Source organism: Enterococcus sp. DIV0774 (genome assembly GCF_050539095.1).
Classification (GTDB): Bacteria; Bacillota; Bacilli; order Lactobacillales; family Enterococcaceae; genus Enterococcus; species Enterococcus faecalis.
On sequence record NZ_CP172923.1, the window covers coordinates 1710602 to 1731919 of the forward strand.

The 21318-nt window shown below is 37.7% G+C and carries 15 protein-coding genes, 1 tRNA gene and 2 other annotated features; of the genes, 3 read left to right on the forward strand and 13 right to left on the reverse strand.

All coding sequences use genetic code 11. The features are described from left to right. Nucleotides 1–16: 16 nt before the first annotated feature. Nucleotides 17–697 carry a methionine ABC transporter permease gene (locus IGL86_RS08320; RefSeq protein WP_002366918.1) on the reverse strand — a complete coding sequence of 227 codons (681 nt, stop codon included), beginning with the start codon at nt 695–697 and terminating at the stop codon, nt 17–19. An 18-nt stretch (nt 698–715) separates the two neighbouring features. Further along, nucleotides 716–1786: a methionine ABC transporter ATP-binding protein gene (locus tag IGL86_RS08325; protein WP_002356948.1), complete on the reverse strand. Its 1071-nt coding sequence runs from the start codon at nt 1784–1786 to the stop codon at nt 716–718. An 85-nt stretch (nt 1787–1871) separates the two neighbouring features. After that, nucleotides 1872–2122, reverse strand: a binding site (T-box leader). 282 nt (nt 2123–2404) lie between these two features. After that, nucleotides 2405–2650: a binding site (T-box leader), on the reverse strand. 263 nt (nt 2651–2913) lie between these two features. Here IGL86_RS08325 and IGL86_RS08330 point away from each other — a divergent pair. The 3 genes from IGL86_RS08330 (at nt 2914) to IGL86_RS08340 (ending at nt 5027) form a co-directional block, all read left to right on the forward strand. Continuing rightward, nucleotides 2914–2986 (forward strand) — tRNA-Thr (locus tag IGL86_RS08330). A gap of 157 nt (nt 2987–3143) precedes the next feature. After that, on the forward strand, nt 3144–4634 hold the full coding sequence (locus IGL86_RS08335) for a glucosyltransferase domain-containing protein (protein WP_033625379.1): 1491 nt from the start codon (nt 3144–3146) through the stop codon (nt 4632–4634). A gap of 213 nt (nt 4635–4847) precedes the next feature. After that, nucleotides 4848–5027, forward strand: coding sequence for a hypothetical protein (locus IGL86_RS08340; RefSeq protein WP_002383739.1), 180 nt, complete (start codon nt 4848–4850; stop codon nt 5025–5027). Nucleotides 5028–5114: 87 nt separating this feature from the next. Here the strand turns inward: IGL86_RS08340 and IGL86_RS08345 are convergent, their stop codons facing one another. From IGL86_RS08345 to nifJ, 11 genes are all read right to left on the reverse strand, one after another. Beyond that, nucleotides 5115–6080, reverse strand: a complete 966-nt coding sequence (locus IGL86_RS08345) for a hypothetical protein (protein ID WP_010713266.1) — start codon at nt 6078–6080, stop codon at nt 5115–5117. A 175-nt stretch (nt 6081–6255) separates the two neighbouring features. Beyond that, on the reverse strand, nt 6256–6546 hold the full coding sequence (locus IGL86_RS08350; RefSeq protein WP_002359936.1) for a hypothetical protein: 291 nt from the start codon (nt 6544–6546) through the stop codon (nt 6256–6258). Nucleotides 6547–6593: 47 nt separating this feature from the next. Next, nucleotides 6594–7832, reverse strand: a complete 1239-nt coding sequence (locus tag IGL86_RS08355) for an aminoacyltransferase (protein WP_002362084.1) — start codon at nt 7830–7832, stop codon at nt 6594–6596. A 395-nt stretch (nt 7833–8227) separates the two neighbouring features. Further along, nucleotides 8228–10036: a glutamine--fructose-6-phosphate transaminase (isomerizing) gene (gene glmS / locus IGL86_RS08360; protein ID WP_002356940.1), complete on the reverse strand. Its 1809-nt coding sequence runs from the start codon at nt 10034–10036 to the stop codon at nt 8228–8230. 442 nt (nt 10037–10478) lie between these two features. Beyond that, nucleotides 10479–11312, reverse strand: coding sequence for an energy-coupling factor transporter transmembrane component T family protein (locus IGL86_RS08365; RefSeq protein ID WP_002359933.1), 834 nt, complete (start codon nt 11310–11312; stop codon nt 10479–10481). Further along, nucleotides 11309–13015, reverse strand: a complete 1707-nt coding sequence (locus IGL86_RS08370) for an ABC transporter ATP-binding protein (protein WP_002356938.1) — start codon at nt 13013–13015, stop codon at nt 11309–11311. The genes IGL86_RS08365 and IGL86_RS08370 overlap by 4 nt, the downstream gene beginning before the upstream one ends. Before the next feature lie 100 nt (nt 13016–13115). After that, entirely contained in the window at nt 13116–13667 is a 552-nt protein-coding gene (locus IGL86_RS08375) for an ECF-type riboflavin transporter substrate-binding protein (protein ID WP_002356937.1), read from the reverse strand. Nucleotides 13668–13896: 229 nt separating this feature from the next. Next, on the reverse strand, nt 13897–15252 hold the full coding sequence (gene glmM / locus IGL86_RS08380) for a phosphoglucosamine mutase (RefSeq protein WP_033625801.1): 1356 nt from the start codon (nt 15250–15252) through the stop codon (nt 13897–13899). Beyond that, the gene (locus IGL86_RS08385; protein ID WP_002374494.1) at nt 15245–16408 is read right to left on the reverse strand and encodes a CdaR family protein; all 1164 of its coding nucleotides are present in this window, start codon (nt 16406–16408) and stop codon (nt 15245–15247) included. The genes glmM and IGL86_RS08385 overlap by 8 nt, the downstream gene beginning before the upstream one ends. Then, nucleotides 16405–17289 (reverse strand): diadenylate cyclase CdaA, encoded by an 885-nt coding sequence (cdaA, locus tag IGL86_RS08390; protein WP_002389035.1) that lies wholly within the window; start codon nt 17287–17289, stop codon nt 16405–16407. The genes IGL86_RS08385 and cdaA overlap by 4 nt, the downstream gene beginning before the upstream one ends. A gap of 196 nt (nt 17290–17485) precedes the next feature. After that, a complete protein-coding gene (nifJ, locus tag IGL86_RS08395) occupies nt 17486–21217 on the reverse strand; it encodes a pyruvate:ferredoxin (flavodoxin) oxidoreductase (protein WP_002383743.1) in 3732 nt (1243 codons plus the stop codon). Nucleotides 21218–21318 lie beyond the last annotated feature (101 nt).

Sequence of the window (21318 nt, forward strand, 5' to 3'; positions counted from 1 at the left end):
TCATTTCTCCTTTTTTCTAATGTGATGTTTTTTTGATTAATTGATTACTAATGGCTTGACTGATAAATACCATAATTAAAATAATTAACGTGGCCATAAATGTCACATCGGTTTGAAACCGATTGTATCCTCGAGTAATCGCTAAGTTGCCCAGACCACCGGCTCCAATCGCTCCTGCCATGGCTGTTAATCCAATTAAATTAATAATTGTCACTGCTGAAACACGAATAATACTTGGTAACCCTTCAATTAGATAAACCCGAAAAATAATCCCTAAGGGACTCGTCCCCATGGCTTCTGCCGCTTCAATAACGCCAGGATCCACTTCTAATAACGCATTTTCAATTTGGCGCGCGAAGAACGGGATTACGCCAATAACTAATGGGACTAACGCTGCGGTTGTACCAATTGTTGTTCCTGCCAAAATTCGTGTTAACGGTTGAATCAGTGCGAGCATAATGATGAAAGGAATAGAGCGGCAAACATTAATAATTTTTTCTAAGACACTATACAGGGGTGGATTTTTCAAAACACCACTGGGGCCAGTACTGACAAGCACGACACCCAATAAGACTCCTAACACGCCAGCAATCAAGGCTGTCCAAAAAACCATGTATACTGTTTCCCATGTACTTTGAAGAAACTCTTGTTTTAATTGGACAACATTCGGAAAATATTTCTCAAATAATTGATACATTCTCAGTTCACTCCTTTTTTAAATCACCTGTAAATTCTGCTTTTGCTTCGTTTGCTGATAGGTTTTCAAAACATTGGTTCGCACGCCTTGTTTCGCTAAATAAGTAAGGGCTTGTTGACGCTGGGCCTCATCACCAGAAAGCACCACAATTAAATGGCCAATAGGAACGTTTTGAACAATTTCGACATTGCCATAAAGGATATTCGTATACACCTGATATTGGCTATACAATTGTGCAATTAATGGCTCGTTCGTTTGATCTCCCACATAAGAAAACTCAATTAATTCTTGATTTTTATCTAAATCAGCTAATTTAGGATGTTCAAGAATCGTGGTTAATGCTTGATCAATATGAGTTGCTGTCCGAATAAAATCTTTGGTTAAAGGTTGTTGGGGTTGACTAAAAATCGAAACAATATCGTTTGATTCGACAACGCAGCCATTTTCCATCACCGCGACTTTATTACAAATTTCTTTAACCACTTGCATTTCATGGGTGATTAAGACAATCGTCAAGTTCAGTTCTTGATTTAACTTTTTTAACAAGGCTAAAATCTGTCCCGTTGTTTTTGGATCTAACGCACTCGTCGCTTCATCACAAAGTAAAATTTCAGGATCATTTGCTAAAGCGCGGGCAATCGCAACCCGCTGTTTTTGCCCTCCTGATAGTTGACTGGGGTAAGCGTCCCGTTTTTCACTTAGTCCAACTAGCTCTAATAAATGGCTGATTTTTTGACGCCGTTCACTTTTACTTAGCCCAGAATATTTTAATGAAAAATCGATATTACTAAATATAGTCCGCTCTTTCATCAAATTAAAATGTTGAAAAATCATTCCAATCTTTTTTCGTTGTTGTCGTAATTCCTTTTTAGAAAAAGTTAAAATATTTTCTTTGTTAATAATAACGGTGCCCGCTGTTGGTCGTTGTAATAAATTAATTACCCGTACTAACGTACTTTTTCCAGCACCGGAATACCCAACGATTCCGTAGATATCCCCTTTATCAATCGTCAAAGAAACATCTTGGACAGCCTGAATTTCTTGTTTTTTTTGTTGAAATGTCACACTAATATTTTTTAGTTCAATCATTCTTTATCCCCCTTCATTCTTACCAACCTGCATTTTTTCATAAAAAAGAAAAAAGCATCCTCAACGACACAACTCGAGTTGTATCGTTGAGGACGCTTTTTTGCGTGTTACCACCTCATGTTCAGAATTTGCTCACACAAATTCCCTTTTCAAGTACGGAACAATATGTTCGATACCCTAGCTCGATAACGGGAGCCCCCGTCGCCGCCTTGTGTTTAACACTCGGAGCGCTTGCTCAATAGCCATTTTCCAAAACGTCTTTGTCACCTATTCTCAGCTACCTAGGCTCTCTGTTAGACAAATCAAGTCTTGTACTTACTATATCACTGCTTTTTTATTTCTATTCATTCTAAACTGATTTTCGTTTATTTTCAAAATCAAACAGACTAGAGTTCCTACCCCTTCAAGCATCGAGTAATCGCAGATAATAGCTGCTCTCTCTCTTTGCATCAGTCGTAGTGCCCAACAGGATTTGACTGTGGCGAGAATCGTAGGAACACTTTCGTGCAAATGACACAACCTGCCCTCCGGTCATCTTGTACTGTTCATCATCTACTCTGTCGCTTCGCGCCAGTCGTAGTGATTCACAGCAAAAAGCCCTTCACTAGCATTTTGCTAGTAAAGGGCGAATAATTCGCGGTACCACCTTTTTTCGAAATATAACTGATTCTTTATATCTCATCTCTTATCCAAGTCTTTATTAACTTGGTGCACATGGTAACGGGTGCTTAGCCGAAATTGCTTACTTATCAGCAATTTATTCTCAGAGGCCATCTTCAACTTTTCTGAACCTTGTCCCTTTTCACCAATCAGGACTCTCTTTTGAAGGTCATCAAAATTTACTCTTCTCTTCAACGAATGAATAGTTATCTGTGATGTTGATTTACACTTTACTAGAGAAAAAAGAGATTGTCAACAGTTTTTCTCAGAAAAAAATCATTTTTCTTTTTTTACGAAAGAGCAATTGACAAACTTTCGTCTATACGTTATTCTATTTCTTGTGCACGAGATTTGTACGATTTTTCAAAAGGAACTTTGACGATTACTCGTCGCAGTGTAGCCTTTGAAAGTGAACTCTATGGGTTTCACTTCGTTGCAATCCTCGAGTTAGTTTAGCCTTTGAAAGTGCCGCCTTAGCTCAGTTGGTAGAGCACCACCATGGTAAGGTGGGGGTCGCCGGTTCAAGCCCGGCAGGTGGCTTTTTGGTAAAATCCCAACTCTTTAATAAAGAGTTGGGATTTTTTTGTTTTGCCTATCCTTAGTGTTCTGTCAAGATGAGAAAATAACAAAAGCAATTTCTTCATTCCACTCGTTATGGTATATTTTAATTGTTAAATAATTATTGGAGTGGAGTACAATGATGAAACAATTACCTACAGAATCAAAAAAAATTGATTTAAAGAATTGGTGTATTGAAAATAAAGCCTATCTTCTATTGATCATTTTAATTTATCAAGTGGCAGTTTTATCCATCGGCATTATCAATTTCCCTTACTTAGATGATAATGCTCGCCAAGTCGCTGGAATGACAGATTTTGGTACGACTTACGCACGTTGGGGCAGTGAATTTCTCTCATGGTTTGTTCAAGGAAGTCGTCATTTGACAGATCTGGGCTTGACCACACCGATTCTAACAGGTCTTATCTTATCTCTCACAAGCATACTGGCAATTTATATCATCAATGACCAAAAAATTAGCTGGGGTTCCTCTTTAGTAGCTACTTTAATTGGCCTCAATCCTTGGTTCCTCCAATGTCTTAGTTTCAGGTTTGATAGTCCCTATATGGCATTGAGTATTTTTTGTTCGTTTCTTCCTTTTTATTGGTGGCAGCGTAATTCTTTTACGTTTTTCTTGGTTTCTGTCTTTTCACTGTTTGTTATGTTTAATACTTACCAAGCCTCGTCAGGAATTTATATAGTTATCGTCTTATTCCTTACTTTCAAGCAGTTACTTGCTGGAGAAAATTTCATTGCTCTTTGTAAAAAAGTCGCACTTGCTGCTATCGCTTATCTACTTTCTATAGTCAGCTACCTTATCGAGTTAAAATTTGTACCTTCCGCAACAAACAACATTGGGGGCAGTCAGGCCTTACCAAGTTTCCACGATATTCCCAGTGTGGCTTATCAAAATAGTTACCATTATTTTTCAGAGCTATTGAACCAGAGTAATCGTTTATGGCTTTTATTACTGCTCCTACTGCTTGTTTTATTTTTTATTAGTCATCTATCAAATAGCAAAATCAACTTGGGCTTAAGTTTCCTTTATTGTATCTTGTATTTAGGACTTGCTTCTCTCTTAAGTTTTGGTATTTTTATTGTCTATTCAAGAAATATCGCAGGTGATGCGCCTCGCTATATTTACGGATTTGCTGTTTTCGTTACAATCAGCATGTTAAGTTTATTTAACAATCAACAAGTGAAAGCAATTTATCTAACTTCGTTACTTGTGGCCAGCTTGTTATCTTATTATATTTTATCGTTTGTTTTGGTGTATTCTTCCACATTAAACTATCAAAAAGAAGCATTCAATCGCCAAGCAGCTGTTTTAACAGATGATTTAAAAAATGTTGTAACAAACGAACGAAAAAAAGTTTATTTAAATACGTTTTTCAAAAATTCAACTGTTTATGCTAATACAAGTCGAAACTACCCAATTCTTTCAAAAATCGTGCCACCAAATGACGGTCTATACTTCCCTAATTACGTTTGGTTCAATACTTCATCGAATTTAGGAGTAGAGATGGCACCACTGAAAGATACGGATATGTCTAAAAATCAAAAAGTAGTAAGTAATCACTTTTATGACATTTATACAAACAACAAAGAAATATTTGTGTTTATGAAATAATTTGTTCCATCCAAAAACACTTCTTTTGCAATAAACGTGACTGTATGGTTTGATTAAGATGGATTAAGTATTCTTTTCGGGTACATTTATTACTTCCTGAAACTTGTTTATTTCCCATTTTTCTTATGAAGTAACAAAATTTTTGAGAAAAAACAGCTCGTTTTCTATGTTATGATAGAGAAGTGAAAATCACCAGAAAGGTTGTTGCGGACTATGAGAACTCGTCAGAAAAAATTATTTTTATTTTCAATGATTTTGTGGTTAGTTGAATTTTTAATTACACGGATTTCTGATTCTTTTCCAGGAGCAACGCCATTGTTCGTTGTGATTTGCTTGATTCAAGGAATCCTTTTTACTTATTTCTGTCTTGCTTTTTTCTATTATCCGCAATAATCAGTCAAGAAAAGCAATTAGAGCAGATTCAGCAAATTTCTGAAACCGAAAAAATGGCACGTCCTCGCTTTTAGGACGTGCCATTTTTTAAAGCATTATTTGTGTAAAAGCTGTTCGTATCGCCTGTTGAACATTTTGAACAGCAGCGATTTGATGGCCTTTTGCTTCAGTCAATTCTTTTTCAATATATTCAGGATAGTAGGTTGCCAAATAACCCAAGACCCAGATAGTTGGATCTGAAATAACCGTCTCTGCTAATGGATACAAATAGGTAAGATGCAACCGAATTTCTTCTTCCAAATGCTGCAGCATAATTGGATCATCATTTTCTAAACGATTCCTAAGTTCAGTATAAATTTCGGAATAGATTGGCGTATTTAACGGTCCAGTTTTTCCTTCTAGTAAGACTGTCTGAGGCTGATTGTCATACCAAAGAAAAGTCAGTGGTTCTGAAAATTGCAACAGTGCTAATTCTTCAATAAACCATTCCCGAGCAAAATAACTAAGTGCTTGGTTCATAACTAAATCTTTTGCGACTTCCACAAATACTGGTTTAGGCAAATATAAACTGGTTTTAATGTTCGCTAATTGTTGATAAACGGGCAATTGATCGCTTACTAACAAGTTCCTTTTAATTGCTTGAATTTGCTGCGTTTCTAATTGTTGATACGCCTCTTCCACTTGCATTAATTGCTGTTCTAACGTTTTTTGTTGTGCTAGCGTTATTTTTTTAGTTTGAAGTAATTGCTTCAATAAAATATACCCTTCAATAAAGCGACGACTTTGACTATAAATTTGCATATAAATTGCCGCTGTTTCAAGGTTCTCAAAATAAGACTCTTGGAACGCTTCTGCCAATGCTAGTGCTTCGTCAGCTTCACCCATTTCCAACAATAATTGGACAATTTTTTGGTTTACTGGCGGCGTTTGTTGTAGCTGATAGGCTTGTTGAAAATTTTCTAAAGCGGCGATCTGATTATGTTCTACAAGTGCTTCTTCTCCTTGTGCAATAAAACGTTCATAGTTTTTTGGAAATTCATGAATGGTACTCATATCTAACCTCCTTTATTTCTTATTTAAAGCAGATGAGCCTGGGACAAAAATCACTTTGGATTTTTGCTCCAGGCTCAAAACCTGATAACCGGCGGGAACAGAACCAACACTATGCGTTGCTCGGAGCTATACACTTCTGTCCCGACCTCGATTTTAACTATTCAAACGGACTTTTTTAGTAAAGATTACGAATAATAATTGCCGTTTCTAGGTCGCCCTCAGCGTTCATCTTCTCCGCCTTTTCTTCTAAACTATACCCAGCAAAACTTTCGTTTGTTAAAACATCTGCTACTGTAAATTTAGCAACTTTTTCAATACTGACCGCATCTGGGGCTACTTCTTGCACGCTATCCCAGCCTGTATCAATAAAGACCTTTGTATCTTCTGTAATCGCTTCGTTTGCTTCTAACGCCTGCATAATTTCTTTTAACTGTGCATACGTCATAACCTCGACTTGATTTTCCATTTAAACGCCTCACTTCGTCCATTCCTTTTAAGGATTAGGTTTTAATTTTAGACTTTTTCTTTAATTGTTTTTAATGCGTGATATAAGGCATATTTCATTGGTTTGGCTTTCCATTGGAAATTGCCCATTAATTCTTCGACATGACCGCCAAAGGATTGTTTGAATTTAAGAACCCCATCACTTCCATCAAAGACACCGTCAACGCCATAAAAATTATATTTGGGAATGTTATTTTCTACTGTGTAAGTTAACATTTTATGTTGAATTAAATACGGTGCATAGTATTGTTTATATTTTTCATACGTACCACTAAACAAGTAAACAACTTCTTGTGGATGAACAATGAATAAGGCACCTGCTAAAATTTCAGGTTCATCTGATGTTTTCATTTCTTTAGCCTCGTCAATCCGTTTGCGCACGGTACGAACTTCATCTTCAAATTCACGTTTCTGGTTATTTTTTTTACGGCTTTTAGGATTGGCAATTAACGCTTCATTGACTTCGTTGAGCGTCTCTTGTAATTTGCGTAATTTCTCATGAAGATTTTCTAAATAAGTAGCAAAGTTTAGTTCCGCCACCATAAATTTCGCTCGTTCGCCAAACTCTTCATAAACAGCTTGGTAATAAGCTAAATCCTTATCTTCAAAATTACGCCGTGCACTTGTTTCTTCCGTTAATTTCTTAAAGAGAGGTAACTCTTCGTAACGAAGTTCTCGGGTTGTTACGCCATATTCCCATGTTTTCTTGATGTCATATTTAGCATCTTTTCCATAAGATTTCCAAAGCTCTTCTTCTGTTAATCCAGCCATATCTTTGACAAACAGCCAACGTGGCGCGCCATCAAAATTGTGCACATCAAATCCTTGGTGTTCAAAACCAATTGATGTGAAATAGTCAAATGTTTCTTGATTGACCTTTTCAACTTCACCGCCATTAAAATCACGTAAACAAATTTGTTTATTTGGAGTAAAGGTTAAATAAAGGCCATCATTTTTTTTCACATATTTTTTTAAGCCTGTGAAAAAGGCTTCTACACATTTTTTATCTGTATAATCCATCAAAATTCCGCCGTCAATGTCGAAAGCATAACCAATTTTGACTTTTTTCTTGCTTAGGATACACGCAGCAATTAGTTGGCCTTCTCGTTTGACGCCAACGTATTCACAATGCCAGCCACGTCGTTCCAATAAATGTTTCATTTCGGGTGTTTCTAAAAAGTTACCTGCAGGATGTGTCATTGCAAAGGTAGTAAATTCTTGTTCAGTTAATGTACTAAACTGATCCATATCAAACAACTCACAATCTTTTTTTGTTAAATAAATTAGCACTTTTCAGCTTAACCTACTTTTTGCTTTCTTTCAAACAAAGTTACCTCACTGGCTAATTCTTATTTTTCGGTTCTTATTAATTATATCTAATTTTGCTAAAATGCAAACAGTTTTCAACGGAAAAAAAGAATTTCTTTGGAATCTTTCATTTTTGACTGAATATCTTTCTTTTATAAAAAATATCTGAGCGTGGGACAAAAATCACTTTGGATTTTTGCTCCACGCTCAAAAACTTATAAACGGCGGGAACAGAAGCAACACTACGCGTTTCTCGGAGTTAAACGCTTCTGTCCCGACCTCAGATATTAAAACTTATGAAAACCCGTTGAACATCTTTCTCTCAGGTTCTTGATTTACTCAACAGTTACACTTTTGGCTAAGTTCCTTGGTTTATCAACATCGTAGCCTCTTTGTAAGGTTGCATAGTACGCTAATAATTGGCCTGGAACAATACTAACTAAGGCAGAAAGTAACGGATGCACATCTGGAATAATCAGTTGGTCCTGTGGTTTTGCCAAGGATTCCAAGGCAATCACAATATTTCTTGCTCCACGACTTTCGACTTCCTTTAAATTGCCTCTTGTATGGGCTGCGACTTTGGCATCTGTCACAATCCCAATCACAGGTGTTCCTTCTTCAATTAAGGCAATCGTTCCATGCTTCAATTCACCTGCCGCAAAGCCTTCTGCTTGAATGTAGGAAATTTCTTTCAACTTCAAGGCCGCTTCCATCGACACATAATAGTCGACTCCTCGCCCGATATAGAAGGCATTTCGAGTATACGTCAGATAATCTTCCACCAAGGCTTTCATTTGTTGTTTTTCATCAATCAAGGTTTCCATGACAGCTGCTACCACGCTCAATTCGTGAGCCACATCAAATGAGACGGCTGCTAATGTTTGGCGTTCTTCGCCAATTGCTTTTGCTAAAATAGCTAAGACAGCGATTTGAGCAGTATAAGCTTTGGTGGAAGCGACAGCAATTTCTGGTCCTGCGTGTAATAACAAGGTATCGTCCGCTTCACGTGATAATGTTGAGCCAGCAACATTTGTTAATGTAAGTGATGGATGCCCTAATTCATTAACCTGTACCAGTACTTGACGACTATCCGCCGTTTCACCACTTTGACTTAAGAAAATGAAGAACGGTTTTTCAGATAAAATAGGCATGTTGTAGCCAAATTCGCTTGATAAATGAACTTCCACAGGAATACTGGCAATCGTTTCAATTAAAGATTTTCCGACCCAACCTGCATTATAACTTGTTCCACAAGCAATAATGTAAATTCGGTCACATTGATTAATTTTTTCAAGTAACGCCTCATCTAAGGTCACTTTTTCACCTTGAGTATACGCTTGAACAATTTTGCGCATCACTGCAGGTTGTTCATCAATTTCTTTGAGCATATAAAACGGATATGTTCCTTTTTCAATGTCATTTAAATCTAATTGCGCTTCAAAAGGTTCTCGGTTGATTACTTGTCCTTCTGGCGTTTCGATTACTACTTTGTCCGCTGTAACAGTTACAATTTCACCATCAACAATCTCAACAAATTGATTGGTTTCTTTAATCATCGCCATCGCGTCACTACAAATAACATTAAAGCCTTCACCTAGACCGATAAGTAACGGGCTTTTATTTTTCGCTACGTAGATAGTATTGGGGTCCATTTTATCCATTAATGCAAAAGCGTATGAACCTTTAATTTCGGCTAAAGCCGCTTTAAAAGCATCTTTTGTTGAAAAACCATTTTCAGCAAAATGAGCAATTAATTGAACGACGATTTCAGTATCTGTATCACCAATTAAGTGAGCACCACTTAAAAATTGTTCTTTTAATTCTTCAAAGTTTTCAATGACACCATTATGCACTAATGCAAAGCGTTGATCGCTTGAAACATGGGGATGTGCATTGGCGACAGTTGGTTCGCCATGAGTGGCCCAACGAGTATGACCAATACCAACTGTTCCATCAATTTCTGGCGTTAATTTTGCTGCTAAATCGGCAATGCCTCCAACTGCCTTAACTACATGGGGCTGTTGGCTTTGATCATTCACACAAATCCCAGCAGAATCATAACCTCTATATTCCAATTTTGTTAATCCTTGAATCAAACTTTCCGTGACATTTTCTTTTCCAATCATTCCGACAATTCCACACATAATGCTAATTCCTACTTTCCAATTGAAATTCTGTATTTACTAGGTCCTGTTTAACTAGCAAATCCCATTATATGTTTCTACCTGCGTGATAACCGCTTTGTTCTAACTTCACAATTAGTTTTTCTTTGTTATCTGTAGAGTGCAGTCCCTAGAGCCACCCGCCGAATCTTCGATAAGCTCTCTCCTCGTCACCTGAACGTTCAGGTCTGGCGCTATCCGATATTGGTCTATATACCTCCTTTGTAAATATATTCCGTAGAAACATAAACAATCATACAATTAAAAGTAGGTACTTGTCAACAAAAATCTAAAAAACGAAAATTGGTCTAGTTCTTTAAAGTTGTAAAAAAAGAATCTAGTACACTCATAGTAAGAGAAAGTACTAGATTCTTAATAATAAAAAAATATCCGTTCTATTTATAGAACCTTATCAATTTGTTATTTATTGGAATGGATTATAAAACCGGCCACCATTCACATGGAACAACCAGAAACTGATTCCTAATAAGCATAAGGCAAGTAACATTACCGAAAAATCACGCAGATGAAAAGGTTGTTGCGCATACCACGTTCGATTTTTCTTTTGACCAAAACGCCTTAATTCCATAGCGGTACTCACAGTTTCAATTCGATCTAAACTAGATAGGATTAAGGGTAAAACGATTTGTGCTACGCCTTTGATTCGTTGGCCTAACCGTCCCTTTTTAGACATCTCATAGCCTCGCGCTTGTTGTGCTAAAGAAATATTAAAAAAATCTTCTTGGATATCGGGAATATAACGAATAGCCAGCGCTACTGCATAACTAATCCGATAACTCACACCAATTCGATTCAAGCTGGAGGCAAATTCACTAGGATTTGTTGTTAATAAAAAGATTAATGCCAACGGAATCGTACAGAAATATTTTAAAACTAAATTAAATTCATAAAATAATTCTTCTTGTGTCAAAGTAAACCGTCCGATTCCTTCCCAAATCACGGTACGTGATTGATATAAATCAACCCCATATTCAGGTGCGAAAAGGTAAACCGTTAAGATATTTAACAAAGAAAAAATAGCAATAAATTTAATAACAAAAGATATTTGATGCCATTTAATATTTGATAATTTTAACAAAACAAGCGAAACCACAGACATTCCTAACAGATAACGAGTATCATACGTGGTCATACAAGCCACAGAGACAACGATTAAAAAGACTAATTTGCTTGTGCCGTTTAAGCGATGAATCCAGGTTGAATCAGGATGATAGCCTAACATTTGTCGTTCACTCATCCAAAACGCACCTCACGATCGTAAGCAACAAATTTTTCCGTAAATAGCAAGGGATTTTCCAAGCCTAACGCTTTAGCAAAGGTAAACAAGCTCGTTTCTTTTAAAGAAGCCGCTTGAATTAATTTTTCATCTGTTAAAACAGCAACTGGAGTCGCATCTGCTAGTAAACGTCCATCACAAACTACTAACGCACGTGTTGTATATTCCAACATTAAATGCATATCGTGAGTGATCATTAAAATAGTCACACCTAAGCGGTTCAATTCTTCTAAAAATGTCATCATTTCTGTATAATGTTTAAAATCTTGCCCAGCTGTTGGTTCATCTAAAATTAATAATTCAGGTTCTAAAACTAAGATCGATGCAATAGTTACCCGTTTTTTCTGCCCAAAACTCAATGCGGAAATCGGCCAGTTCCGGAAGGGATACAGCCCACAAATATGTAAAATATTCGTCACACGTTCCTCAATTTCTGCTTGTGGCACATCTCGTAAAACTAATCCTAAAGCTACTTCTTCAAAAATCATTTTTTTAGAAATCATTTGATTGGGGTTTTGCATCACATAACCAATTTTATCTGCACGTTCTTTGATTGAATAATTGGAAAAATCCTGTCCCTCCCATAAAATCTTGCCCGATTGAGGCGTGATGAACCCGCAAATTATTTTAGAAAGTGTAGACTTCCCGGCACCATTTTTTCCTACAATGCTAATCATTTCTCCATGATGAATAGTTACTGAGAAGTCATCTAACACTTTTTCACCGTGACGATCATATTGATAGGACACTTGTTCCAAACGTAATAGTTCAGCTCCTTTGACCGCACTAACTGAACTAGGTTGGACAGACCACTGTGTCATTTTGGGCAAAACCGTTTCGCCTGATACTTCGGCTAATTTGTCTAAATGACTAACTTGTGTTAAATCAATCCCAGCATATTTCATGGCTGTAACGTACAAAGGTTCACGAATCCCTTGCTGGGTCAACGTATCTTGACGTAACAATTCATCTGGCGTTGTATCAGAAATAATTGCGCCCTCATTCATGACAATAATTCGATCAACTGATTCGCAAAGAACGTCCTCTAAGCGATGTTCTATTATTAAAACAGTTGCTTTTGTTTCTTGTTGAATGGTGTCAATCAAAGTCATTGTTTCTTGTCCCGCTCGTGGGTCAAGATTAGCCAAAGGTTCATCAAAAAGTAAAATTTTTGATTGGTTAATTAGAACGCCCGCCATAGATACACGTTGTTTTTGACCACCTGACAAATCTTGTGGACGGTGTTGCAATAACTGATTCAGCTCAACAATCTCGGACCATTTGTGGACCGCTTTTTTCATTTCTGCTTGTTCAACTGCATCGTTTTCTAAAGCAAAAGCAATATCCTCAGCAACCGTTAAACCGATAAACTGCCCATCGGTATCTTGCAAAACAGTTCCTACATCAAAAGACAAATCAAATAGACTTGTTTCTTGGATATTTTTACCAGCAACCGTAGCTGTTCCTTGAATCTCACCTTCATAAATATTGGGAATTAACCCGTTGATACATTGCGCCAATGTTGATTTACCACTACCACTAGGCCCAACGATTAAAACCTTTTCTCCTTCATAGATGGTTAATTGAATCCCCTTTAATGTCGGTTCAGATTGGCTATGATATTGAAAGGAAAAATTATTAAAAGTAATGATTGGTTTTTTCATTCGGCCTCACCTCAGTTTCTCCATAAAAGAAAGGGTCTGAGCATTAGCAAAGTAATTACTAGGGCAGACCCTTAACCATTTAAATTATTTCGACAGCTTCTTAATCTTTTGATAAACTGCCTTTCTTTGTTCTTGTTGATGCATAAGCTTTCATCAACAATGTTCCAATAATCCCCACAGCGACAATATTTGAAACAGTCGCGAATACTCCTTGTGTAAACACTTTACTTGCGGGTTCACTATAAATCAAAATATCCAAACTAGGCGCGATTAAGCCCCAAACGACGATATTACCAAAGGCTTGGAAAATATTGAAACGCACCATGTCATTTGTTGTAAATTCACCATGTTGAAGATCCATTTTACGACCAGCGAAGCCAAAAATAATACCAATAATTCCTGAACAAATAATCCAGCTCCACCAAGCGCTACCATACGTGGTAAAATCTTTTAATGTGTGACCAATCAAACCAATTAGCCCTCCAGCTACTGGTCCAAAAACAACTGACATTAAAGCAAGAAATGGATACGACGTTTCTAAGTTCGTATTAGGAATCCCAGTTGGAATCACAACGAATCGACCTAAAATAACAAAAACTGCAGAGCCAATTCCAATTGCTACAATTGTCTTGACGGACATTTTTTCTTTCATTTCGCTCCTCCATTCTATAACTCTATTGATTTACAGCCGCTCCCTTCTTGATTTTATCAAATAAAAAAAGAAGATACGCGGTGCATCTTACTTCTAAAATAGTACCCTTTTAACCGCTCTATGTCAATGATAGACGGAGCTTATTAGCTATTTTCTTTTTTTGATTTTCAACAAAGAAACCAGACACTTAACGCAAGCTAGCATTAAGTGTCTGGTTTCTAATTTCTTCTTATTCAACGCCGATTTCTGCACGTACTACTTCGGCAATTTTATCAACGTAATAATCAACTTTTTCTTGTGTTGGCGCTTCAGCCATCACACGTAACAATGGTTCTGTTCCAGAAGGACGAACTAAAATACGACCTTCGCCATTCATTTCTGTTTCTGCTTGTTCGACAACTGCTTTGATTGCTGGAACTTCCATTGCACCATTTTTATCTGTGACACGAATATTGACTAATTTTTGTGGATAAATCGTCACTTCATCCGCTAATTCAGATAATTTTTTGCCCGTTTGCTTCATAACATTCAACAATTGAATCCCTGAAAGCATGCCATCACCTGTTGTGTTGTAATCTAAAAAGATCATGTGACCAGATTGTTCGCCACCAAAATTGTAATCATTTTTACGCATTTCTTCTACAACATAGCGATCACCCACTTGCGTTACCACATCTTTTAAGCCAATTTCTTCTACAGCTTTATGGAAACCTAGATTACTCATCACTGTTGTAACAATTGTATCTTTTTTCAAACGTTTTTTCTCAGCTAAATATTTGGCACAAATATACATGATTTTATCACCATCGATAATTCGTCCTAATTCATCGACTGCAATAATTCTATCACCGTCGCCATCGAAAGCCAAACCAGCATCTGCGCCTTTTTCAACAACCATTTCTGCCAAAGCTTCAGGATGAGTGGAACCCACACCATCATTGATATTCAATCCATTAGGACTTGTTCCCATTGTATAGAAATCTGTCTCTAAATCCGCGAAGACACGATTGACTGCTGTTGCGGTTGCTCCGTTGGCAGCATCTAAACAAACAGTCATATCCGCTAAATCGCCAGGAATACTTTGAACTAAAAATTGCGAATATTTTAGTAAGCCTTCTGGAAATTCATCTAACGAGCCTAAGCCTTCTGCAGAAGGTCTTGGTAAGGTGTCTTCTTCTGCATCTAACAATGCTTCAATTTCTGCTTCCTGATCGTCTACTAATTTGAAGCCATCTGCCCCAAAAAACTTAATCCCATTGTCTTCCGCAGGATTATGTGAAGCTGAAATCATTACGCCAGCGGATGCTTTTTGTAAACGAGTAAGATATGCTACACCAGGTGTTGAAATCACCCCTAATTGGAAAACTTCAATTCCGACTGATAATAATCCAGCAATCAATGCTTGTTCCAACATCTCACCTGAAATACGTGTATCGCGGCCTACTAGAACACGAGGTTTTCTTGAACTATCTTCATGTTGACTCAACACATAACCACCGTAACGTCCTAATTTAAAAGCTAATTCAGGTGTTAACTCCTTATTTGCAATTCCTCTTACACCATCTGTTCCAAAATATTTACCCATTTTGATTCTCCTTAGTCACTTGATTCTCTGTATTTTCAGTTGAACCAGCAGTTGTACTTTCTACTGTTGATCCCTCACTTGTTGTTTCAGAAGTATTTGATTCTACTTGACTGGATGTACTTGGTTGTACTGCTTGGCTACCTGAGCCAACCGTTGTTGAACTTGCAGGTTCCCCTGAAGTTTCATTTGTATTTGATGACTGTTGTTGATTGTACACGGGGCTCAAAGAAACGTCAACCTCATCTGGTGTAACTACGTATTCTCCATTAACGGGAATAGTCACTGATTGTTTTGTTTCTTTGCGAATATCAGAAATATCTACCGGTACCTCAATTGATTCTAGCGTATCTAAAATTGATTGCGGGCCACTGACCCTAACTTGGTACGTTGATAAACTATAATTGTAATGAGCGATCCCAGCAGGTGGCGTACCTGTCATACTAACATTCAGTGGTACATCTTTCGTTGGCGCAGTTAAGCCTACTGTTACTTTGACTTGTGGTGCTGGATTTTCGATACTTAGGACTTGACCTTTGGCATCTAGCGCTTGGACATTTACCGTTTGTTTAATCGTATCAATTGTTTGTTTGGCACTTGAGACTGGCGCAATCACTTTGTCAATTGCTTTCGCTGTTTCTTCTCCAGTTGTTACTTCTACAGTTTTTGGATCTACAGAAATATTTTTTACTTTGTAGCCTTCTTTTTCAATGTTATCAGAAAGTTGTGCTTCTACATCGAATTTTTTTGTTACTCTCTTTTCAATCGTTACAGTCACTGTTTTCGGTTCAATTTCAGCTGTAACAGCAGAACTTAGTCCCCGAACTGTCAAAGGCACTTCTGAAGTTCCTAATGGCAATTTGGTTAAGTCTGCGACCACTTGGAAATTTCGTGTGTCAGCATTTGATTCCATGTTTAATTGAATGCGGTTCGCACTACGTAAATGAACATTTACACTCTCTTCAAATCCAGAGACATAATATTTGTCTTTATCGTATTGGACTTGGACAGGAATATTATTCAATGTCTCACTATACGTTTGGCTTGAACCTGAATTGGAGGGATTATTGCCTGTTGCATTGGCATTAAAAAATAACAACAATGCAAACAGCAATGAAAGCAAACCATTAAACCAGCTTTTTTGGGAGGCTTTTCTCATTTGCGTTTAACCCCCTTTGTTACATCATCGATAAAATGCTGCAAAGCACTTTTTTTATCTTCCGATGATTCCGAAATTAACTCCTTACGCAAAATTGTTAAATACTCTTCTTGCGTTAGACCAGGAATTAATTCATTGTTCAATGTCAAACTAACGTCACCAGTTTCTTCAGAAACAACAATCGTAATGGCGTCACTGACTTCACTGATACCGACTGCGGCTCTATGGCGCGTTCCAAATTCTTTTGGAATTAAATTGCTTTCTGATAGCGGTAAATACGCACTAGCAACAGCAATTTTTTCATTTTTGATAATCACTGCACCATCATGTAGTGGTGTATTTGGAATGAAAATATTAATCAGTAATTCACCAGTAATATCGGCATCCAAATCAATACCTGTCTCAATGTATTCATCTAAACCGGTATTGCGTTCAATGGTTATCAAAGCACCAATTTTCCGTTTTGACATGTACTGAATGGCTTTGTCAAAGGCCTGAATAATACGCTCATCTTCTTGTTGCGCACCTTTATTCGGGCGGAAAAACGAACTTCTCCCTAGATGTTCCAGCCCTCTTCGCACTTCTGGTTGAAAAATAACAACCGCGGCGATTACACCATACATGATGACTTGATTCATTAACCAAGATAATGTATGTAGACCAATTATCTCACTTAGAATGCGGATAATGATAAAAACAGCGACACCTTTTAATAGTTGGACTGCTTTTGTTCCACGAACAAGCATGATTAATTTGTAAACGAGGTACCATACGACTAGGATATCTATGATATTGATAACAAAATCCTTAGATAAGAAATCCGTTGAGATGACTTGCTGCCAATAATTCAAATCTAATAATTGATTCAATTGAAACGACATCATACCCCTCACTTCTCTCTCAAGATTTCCTAACAAGTATACCACATTATTTTCTTTCATCACAGAACGCAAGCGGAAACATCAAAAAAATTTAGGAACTTTTTCAAATAACTTGAAATTTTTCATCAAAAAATCGCATTTCTAACTAAAAAACGTGTCTAAGCAAAAAGCTCAGACACGTTTTTTTGACTTCTATTTAATCTTGCTCACGTTGTTTTCTCTTGGCTGCTCGTTCTGCGCGGCGGGCAGCCCTTCTTGCTTCCGCTTCCGGATCAACTACGCGTTCTTTTTTCACTCGTGGCTTCTCGTTCTCTGGCGTATTTATTTCTGGTTCACTTTGTTTTTCAAGTTTTGCTCGAATTTTTTCTTCTTGACCAGCTAAACGAGCATAATTATAGAACCGTCTCTTAGCATCATTAATTGTTTTATTAAATAACAATTCCGCTGTATCTGGTTGACTGGATTCTAAGGACGCAAAGCGAACTTGTTGGCGCATAAACTCTTTCATTAATGAAAAATCTGGTTTTTTGAAATCCAATATCATTGGTTCTTTGCCTTTTTCTCGCAATAATGGATTATAGCGATATAAAGACCAGTAACCTGAATGAACCGCGTCTTTCGCTTCTTTCAACGTTTGACTCATCCCACCTGCTAAACCATGTGTAATACATGGTGTATAAGCAATAATAATCGATGGTCCAGGGAATTTTTCTGCTTCTTCAAAAGCTTTAATCGTCTGCATTTGGTTTGCACCTGAGGCAATTTGAGCGACATAGACATTTTCATAAGTCATTGCCATCATCCCTAAATCTTTTTTAGAGGCATACTTCCCACTGGCAGCAAATTTCGCAATCGCTGATGCCGGAGTTGCTTTGGAAGTTTGGCCACCTGTATTGGAATAGACTTCATTATCTAGAACTAACATATTTACATCCGCGCCACTAGCTAACACGTGGTCAATACCGCCGTAGCCAATATCGTAAGCCCAGCCGTCTCCACCAATCATCCACTGACTTGGTTTAACAAAAAGATCTTGATCGTCATAAATTGCTTCCAATAAAGGTTGATTCGTTTTTTCTTCAAGCAAAGCTGCACGTAATTTAGCTGCACGTTGTTGCGTACCTTCACTTTCGGACAGATGTGCTATCCAATCTTCCATCAATAAACGTAAAGAATCACTGGCTACAGAAAAAGCTTTGGTCATTTTACTAGCTAAACGTTCGCGACGCGCTTGCGTTGCTAACAACATGCCGTAACCAAACTCGGCATTATCCTCTAAAAGAGAATTTGACCAAGCTGGACCTTGTCCTTGTTCATTAGTAGTGTAAGGTGTCACACCCGCTGCAGCACCCCAAATCGATGAGCAACCTGTTGCATTAGCAATCAGCATTCGGTCACCAAACATTTGCGTCAATAATTTAACATAAGGCGTTTCGCCGCAACCAGAACAAGCACCAGAAAACTCTAATAAAGGTTTATTAAATTGCGAACCTAAAACAGTATTCGGTTTTGCTGGGTTTTCCTTTTGACGTAACGTCATAGCAAACGCCCAGTTCATAGCCTGCTCTTTTTCTTCTTCATAAGGTTTCATTACTAAAGCTTTCCCTTTAGCTGGACAGGCTTCAACACAAAGACCACAGCCAGTACAATCTTTGACTGAGACTTGGATACGATACTTCAAGCCGTCGGCACCACGTAAATCACGCACAATGAATCCTTCTGGCGCTTCAGTCATTTCTTCTTCATCGGCTAAGAATGGTCGTATCGCCGCATGAGGACATACAAAGGCACACTCATTACACATAGTACATCGATCGCTAATCCACTCAGGTACTTCTAATGCAACTCCACGTTTTTCAACTGCCGCAGTTCCCAAAGGCATCCGCCCATCTGTCATCCCATTTTTCGCTAGTGTCGCAACAGATAACGCATTCCCTTCTTGACGATTAATCGGTTCAACAATTTCATGAACAAAATCACTAACATTTTCTGAACGTTTTCGCGGTTGAACTTCAAGCGTTCTCCACTCTGCTGGAACAGGTACCTGATGCAACAATTCAACGGTCTTATCGATTGCTTGAATATTTTTTTCGACAACTTTCATGGACTTATGACCATAACTTTTCAGTGCTTCTTCTTTTAAAATTGGCAACACTTGCTCAAAAGGCATAATTTCCGCTAATTTGAAGAAAGCTGTTTCCATCGCGGTATTAATTCGCCCACCTAGTCCGACTTCACTAGCTAATTTCACTGCATTGATTGTATAAAACTGAATCTCATTTTCAGCTAGATACCGTTTTAATTGATTTGGTAAAAATCGTGCTAGTTGTTCATCATTCCAAATGGTATTTAAGAGGAAAGTACCGCCCTTTTTTAACCCTTTTACTAAATCATAGGTATGCAAATAAGCGGCTGTATGACAGGCCACAAAATCAGAATGTTCAATGAGGTACGTTGAACGAATGGGTGTCTCGCCAAAACGTAAATGAGAAACGGTCAACCCGCCTGATTTTTTTGAATCATAATAGAAAAAGCCTTGAGCATACTTGTCTGTATGATCACCGATAATCTTAATCGCTGACTTGTTCGCCCCTACTGTCCCATCAGAACCAAAGCCCCAAAATTTAGCTTGATAGGTTTTCGGATTCGTCAAATCAAGTGGTTTGCCAACTTCTAATGAAGTATAAGTTAAATCATCATCAATCCCAATTGTAAAGCGCTTCTTCATGGCAGAACGTTCTTTCATTAATTCATCAAAAACCGCAACAATTTGATTTGGCAGTACATCTTTAGAACCTAACCCATAGCGCCCACCAATAATTGTTGGGCGAATGTCCGCTTCATACATCGCACTTTGGACATCCAATAATAACGGTTCACCACCAGCACCGGGCTCTTTCGTCCGATCCAAGACAGCAATTGCTTTAACTGATTGAGGTACTTTTTCGAGAAATGTTTCAATTGGAAATGGTCGATAGAGATGGACATTAAGAAAGCCAACTTTTCTTCCTTGTTGTTGTAAATAATCAACAGTCTGTTCAATTGTTTGCGCAACTGAACCCATTGTAACGATCACTTCTTCTGCATCTTCTGCGCCATAATACGTCACTAAATCATAATTGGTTCCCCGTAACCGGTTAATTTCTGTCATATATTTTTGAACAATACCAGGTAATTTTTCATAATAAGGATTTATTGTTTCTCGTTGTTGAAAGTGAATATCTGGATTTTGGTTCATTCCACTAACGGAAGGGTGATTCGGATTCATGCTCCGACGATGGAATTCGGCTAATTTCTCTTGATTTACTAAGGGTGCTAATTCTTCATAGTCAAGAACTGCCACTTTTTGAATTTCATGACTTGTTCTAAAGCCATCAAAAAAGTTCATAAATGGAACACTCGCTTCAATCGAAGCCAAGTGAGCCACTGGTGCCAAATCCATCACTTCTTGCACACTGCTTTCTGACAACATAGCAAAGCCTGTTTGGCGTGCGGCCATTACGTCTCCTTGATCACCAAAAATATTTAAAGCATTCGTAGTTAAAGCTCGGCTCGCCACATGAAAAACAGATGGTAATAGTTCTCCAGCTATTTTGTACATATTAGGAATCATTAAAAGTAACCCTTGTGAAGCCGTATAGGTCGTGGTAAGCGCGCCTGTTTTTAAAGAGCCATGGACCACGCCGGCAGCACCAGCTTCCGATTGCATTTCGACTACTTTCACAGGTTGACCAAAGATATTTTTCTTACCTTCGGCCGACCACTGATCAACAAGTTCAGCCATCGTTGAACTTGGTGTTATTGGATAAATGGCTGCTAATTCTGTAAAAGCATAGGAAATATAAGCTGCTGCTGCATTCCCATCCATTGTTTTCATTTTCCGCATGTTTTTCTCATCCTTTATATCTAAAAAATAGAATAGTTGCACGCATATTCTTGTTTATTATAGCGTAAAAACCAAACATTTGAAACATTTTTCACAAACGTTCTTTAGAGTTTCCTTTTCCAGTTACAAATTGTCTCTATGTT